This window comes from Ameyamaea chiangmaiensis, assembly GCF_013376175.1.
Classification (GTDB): Bacteria; Pseudomonadota; Alphaproteobacteria; order Acetobacterales; family Acetobacteraceae; genus Ameyamaea; species Ameyamaea chiangmaiensis.
Window position 1 is genome coordinate 1 of record NZ_JABXXR010000190.1, and the last position, 4360, is coordinate 4360.

The 4360-nt window shown below is 68.6% G+C and carries 4 protein-coding genes; all 4 read left to right on the plus strand.

Annotated features, from left to right (window positions below; all coding sequences use genetic code 11):
* Positions 1–185: 185 nt before the first annotated feature.
* Positions 186–1619: a UDP-N-acetylmuramate--L-alanine ligase gene (gene murC / locus HUK82_RS14770; protein WP_176614678.1), complete on the plus strand. Its 1434-nt coding sequence runs from the start codon at positions 186–188 to the stop codon at positions 1617–1619.
* Positions 1616–2536 carry a UDP-N-acetylmuramate dehydrogenase gene (gene murB / locus HUK82_RS14775; RefSeq protein ID WP_176614679.1) on the plus strand — a complete coding sequence of 307 codons (921 nt, stop codon included), beginning with the start codon at positions 1616–1618 and terminating at the stop codon, positions 2534–2536. Before murC ends, murB begins: the two co-directional genes overlap by 4 nt.
* A 2-nt stretch (positions 2537–2538) precedes the next feature.
* Positions 2539–3483, plus strand: a complete 945-nt coding sequence (locus tag HUK82_RS14780; RefSeq protein ID WP_176614681.1) for a D-alanine--D-alanine ligase — start codon at positions 2539–2541, stop codon at positions 3481–3483.
* A partial coding sequence (locus tag HUK82_RS14785) for a cell division protein FtsQ/DivIB (protein WP_176614680.1) occupies positions 3480–4360 on the plus strand: 881 nt, incomplete at its 3' end. The genes HUK82_RS14780 and HUK82_RS14785, both read left to right, overlap by 4 nt.

A 4360-nucleotide genomic window follows, 5' to 3' on the forward strand; every position in this document is an offset into this window, starting at 1 on the left:
CGCGGCGGCACACGCGCTGGCGCGCCCGGACGCGGTGCGGGCTCTTGCCGATCTGGTCGAGAGCAGCCTTCCCCCCGCGCCCGTGCCGGTCTATGCGACAGCCCCCGCGCAAGCGGCCCCGGTCTGAAACCCCCGTTCGTCCCGTCAGCCCTCCTTCGCCGACCCGCAGTTTTGAAAGCACCGTCATGAGAGCCCTGCCCCTGTCCATCGGCACCATCCATTTCGTCGGTATCGGCGGCATCGGCATGTCCGGGATCGCCGAGGTGCTGCATATGCTCGGCTACACGGTCCAGGGCTCCGACATCGCTGAAAACGCCAACGTCCAGCGCCTGCGCGGACAGGGCATCACAGTCTCGATTGGCCACGATGCCGCCAATCTGGGCGGCGCGCAGGTGGTCGTGGTCTCGACCGCCGTCAAGCGCGACAACCCCGAGGTGGTCGAGGCCCGTGCACGCCTGATCCCCGTGGTGCGCCGCGCCGAAATGCTGGCCGAACTGATGCGCCTGCGCTGGTCGGTCGCCATCGGCGGCACGCACGGCAAGACCACCACCACCAGTCTGGTCGCCGCGGTTCTCGAAGCCGCCAAGCTCGATCCCACAGTCATCAACGGCGGCATCATCGAAGCCTATGGCTCGAACACGCGGATGGGCTCGGGCGACTGGATGGTGGTCGAGGCGGACGAGAGTGACGGGTCGTTCCTGCGCCTGCCGTCGGTAATCACGGTGGTCACGAACATGGACCCCGAGCATCTCGACCACTGGGGTACGGCCGACGCCATGCAGGCGGCCTACGACCAGTTCGTGTCGAACATTCCGTTCTATGGGTTTGCGGTGCTGTGTATCGACCACCCGGCGGTCCAGCAGATGATCCCGCGCCTGTCGGACCATCGCATCATCACCTATGGCTTTTCCCCACAGGCCGACATCCGCGCCGAGAAGGTAATCGCCGACAAGCGCGGTGCGACGTTCGAGGTGGTCGTGACCGACCGTGTGCGCCGCCGTTCGCGCCGCGCGGGGCCGTTCCGCCTGCCGATGCTCGGCAATCACAACGTCCAGAACGCCCTGGCCGCCATCGCCGTGGCCATCGAGATGGAAATCGACGATGCGACCATCCGCTCGGCACTGGCCAGTTTCCGGGGCGTGAAGCGCCGCTTCACCCGCACCGGCGAATATAACGGCATCACCGTGATCGACGATTACGGCCACCATCCGGTCGAGATCGCCGCCGTTCTCAAGGCCGCGCGTCAGGCCGGGGCGAGCAACGTCATCGCCGTGGTCCAGCCGCACCGTTACTCGCGCCTGCAAACCCTGTTCAACGAGTTCTGCACCTGCATGAACGACGCCGGCACGGTCATCGTGACCGACGTCTACGCGGCCGGCGAGGCCCCGATCCCCGGCGTCGATCGCGACGCGCTGATCGAGGGTCTGCGCGCCCGTGGCCATCGTTCGGTGGTGCCGCTGCCGGGTCCGGAACACCTTGCCGAAATGATCCATGCCATCGCCAGGCCGAGCGATTTCGTGGTGTGCCTTGGCGCCGGGACGATCACCAACTGGGCCCAGACCCTGCCCGCGCAGCTGGCCGAACTGGGCGGTAAGCGCAAAGGCGAGTTCGCGGCGTGAGCGAGGCAAACCCCGTTCTTCTGCCCGGCTTTCGTGGACGCCAGACCGCATCGGCACCCCTTGGCGCGCGCACCTGGTTTCGCGTCGGTGGCGCGGCCGAATGGCTGCTGCAACCCGCCGATACCGAAGATCTGGCCAATGCCCTCGCTGCCCTTGCGCCCGATTTTCCGGTGCTGTCGCTGGGCGCCTGCTCCAACGTCATCATCCGCGACGGCGGCATCGATGGCGCGGTCGTCCGTCTGGGACGGGGTTTCGCCGACATCGTGCGCGATAACGACGGGCTGGTCGTCGGGGCTGCGTGTCTGGACGCCACGGTGGCAGAGACCGCAGCACAGGCCGGTCTGGGCGGACTGGAATTCCTGGCCGGTATTCCGGGGTCGATCGGCGGCGCGGTGGTGATGAACGCCGGCGCCTATGGCTCGGACATCGCCGCCGTTCTGGACTGGGCTGAGATCGTGACGCGGGCGGGCGATCTGGTGCGTCTGCCGGTGGCGTCGCTCGCCTTTGGCTACCGGCGCTCGGCCCTGTCGGATGGCAGTGTGGTCGTGCGTGCGCGCCTGCGCGGCACACCGGCCGATCCGACCAGCGTCGCTGCGAAAATCGCCGACGTCCGTGCCTCACGCGAAGCCTCCCAGCCGGTGCGGGCGCGCACCGGGGGCTCCACCTTCCGTAACCCCGATGCCGCGCAAACACAGTACAAGGCATGGGAACTGATCGACGCCGCCGGCTGCCGGGGGCTGCGTATGGGCGGTGCGCAGGTCAGTGAAAAGCACTGCAATTTCCTGTTGAATACCGGGGACGCCACGGCGCGCGATCTCGAATCACTGGGCGATACGGTCCGCGCGCGCGTGCTGGAACGGTCCGGCGTGTCACTGCATTGGGAAATCCGGCGTATCGGCCGGCTGGAGGCCGCATGACCATCGAAACACGCCGCGTCACGGTGCTGGCCGGGGGGCTGTCCGCCGAACGCCCGGTGAGTCAGGCCAGTAGTGAGGGCGTCGTCGGGGCACTGCGCGACGAAGGGTTCGCGGTCAGCGTCGTCGATCCCGGCGCCGATCTCGGCGCGCTGGTGGCCGCGATCACCGACAGCCGCCCCGACGTCGTGTTCAATGCCCTGCATGGCCGGTTCGGCGAGGACGGCACCATTCAGGGCATTCTGGACTGGATGAACGTGCCCTACACCCATTCCGGCCTGCGCGCGTCGTCGGTCGCGATGGACAAGTCCGCCGCCCGGGCCGCGTTCGCCGGGGCCGGCCTGCCGGTCGCGACGGGCCGGATGATCGACGTCGCCGAACTGCGCGAGCGCGATCCGTTCGAGGGCTCCTACGTGGTCAAACCGCACAATGAGGGGTCGTCGGTGGGGGTCGAGATCGTCCACCCCGGCAGCAACCGCCGGGCCGCGATCGCCGAAGGCTGGCGCTTCGGGCGCACGGCACTGGTCGAAGAGTTCATTCCCGGACGGGAACTGACCGTGGGCGTTCTCGACGGACGCGCGCTGACCGTCACCGACATCACGCCGTCCGCCGGAATTACGGCTGGATTTTACGATTTCGAGGCGAAATATGGCCAGGGCGGCTCGACGCATCATCTGCCCGCCAACGTGCATCCCGACACGTTCGCCCGCGCGATGGACCTTGCCTGCGCCACCCACCGGACCCTCGGATGCCGCGGCGCCACCCGCACCGATTTCCGCTATGACGACACCCGTGCCGCGGGCGGACCGGGACGCCTGGTCATCCTCGAGATCAACACCCAGCCCGGCCTGACGCCGACCTCCCTGCTGCCGGAACAGGCGGCCTTCACCGGCATGTCCTACGGCACGTTGTGTCGGTGGATGGTCGATCACGCCGCATGCCGCACATGAAGGGACGCGGGGGGCCCGTCGGCGACCGCCCCTCGCGCCTGTCGATCTTCGTCAAACGTCAGCGGCGCCGGGTCAAGCCGGCGCTGTTCGTGCTCGGGTGCCTTGTCGCCGCCGGCGCGGCGGTGCCTCTGGTGCGCGATTTCAGGTCCGAGGAGCGGTTCGCCCCGTTCCGCGCCCGCCTGATCGCGCTCGCCCCGCTCAAGATCCACACCATCCAGATCAACGGGCGCGCCCTGACGCGCGAAAGCGACCTGATGACGGCGCTGGGAACGTCGGTGGGCCAGCCGATTCTGGGTTTCTCGCTGGGAGCGGCGCGTGAGCGGATCGACGCGTTGCCCTTCGTCGACCATGCGACTGTCGAACGGCACCTGCCCGCAACCATCATCGTGACCCTTGTCGAGCGCCGTCCCTTCGCCGTCTGGCAGCACGAGGGGCATTTCCAGTTGATCGACCGCGCGGGCGATCCCGTGGCCGACCAGGGCATGCACGGCAAGGACGCGCAGGCGTTCCTGCAACTGCCGCTGGTCGTCGGCGCGGGCGCCAACACCGCCGCCGCCGACCTGATCGACGCCCTGGGGGCGCAACCCGACGTGGCGAGCCGGGTGATCGCCATGACCCGCGTGGGCGAGCGAAGGTGGAACCTGCTGCTGCGCGACGGCACGACTGTCCTTCTACCCGAGGGACAGGACGTCGCGGCCCTGGCCCGGCTTGCGCAGTATCAGCAGCAGATGCGTCTTCTCGAACGGCCGGTGCAGGACATCGATCTGCGCCTGCCCGATCGCATGGTCATCCGGCAGAGACCCGCGCCCGCGACGCCACCGTCCGATGGTGCGGCCCAGGCCCCGGCAACCGAGGGCAACGCGCCGGCCAACGGCAC

What these genes read in the sequence shown, in the direction of transcription:
- murC (WP_176614678.1), top strand. Translation starts at nt 186, where the DNA reads ATGAGAGCCCTGCCCCTGTCCATCGGCACCATCCATTTCGTCGGTATC.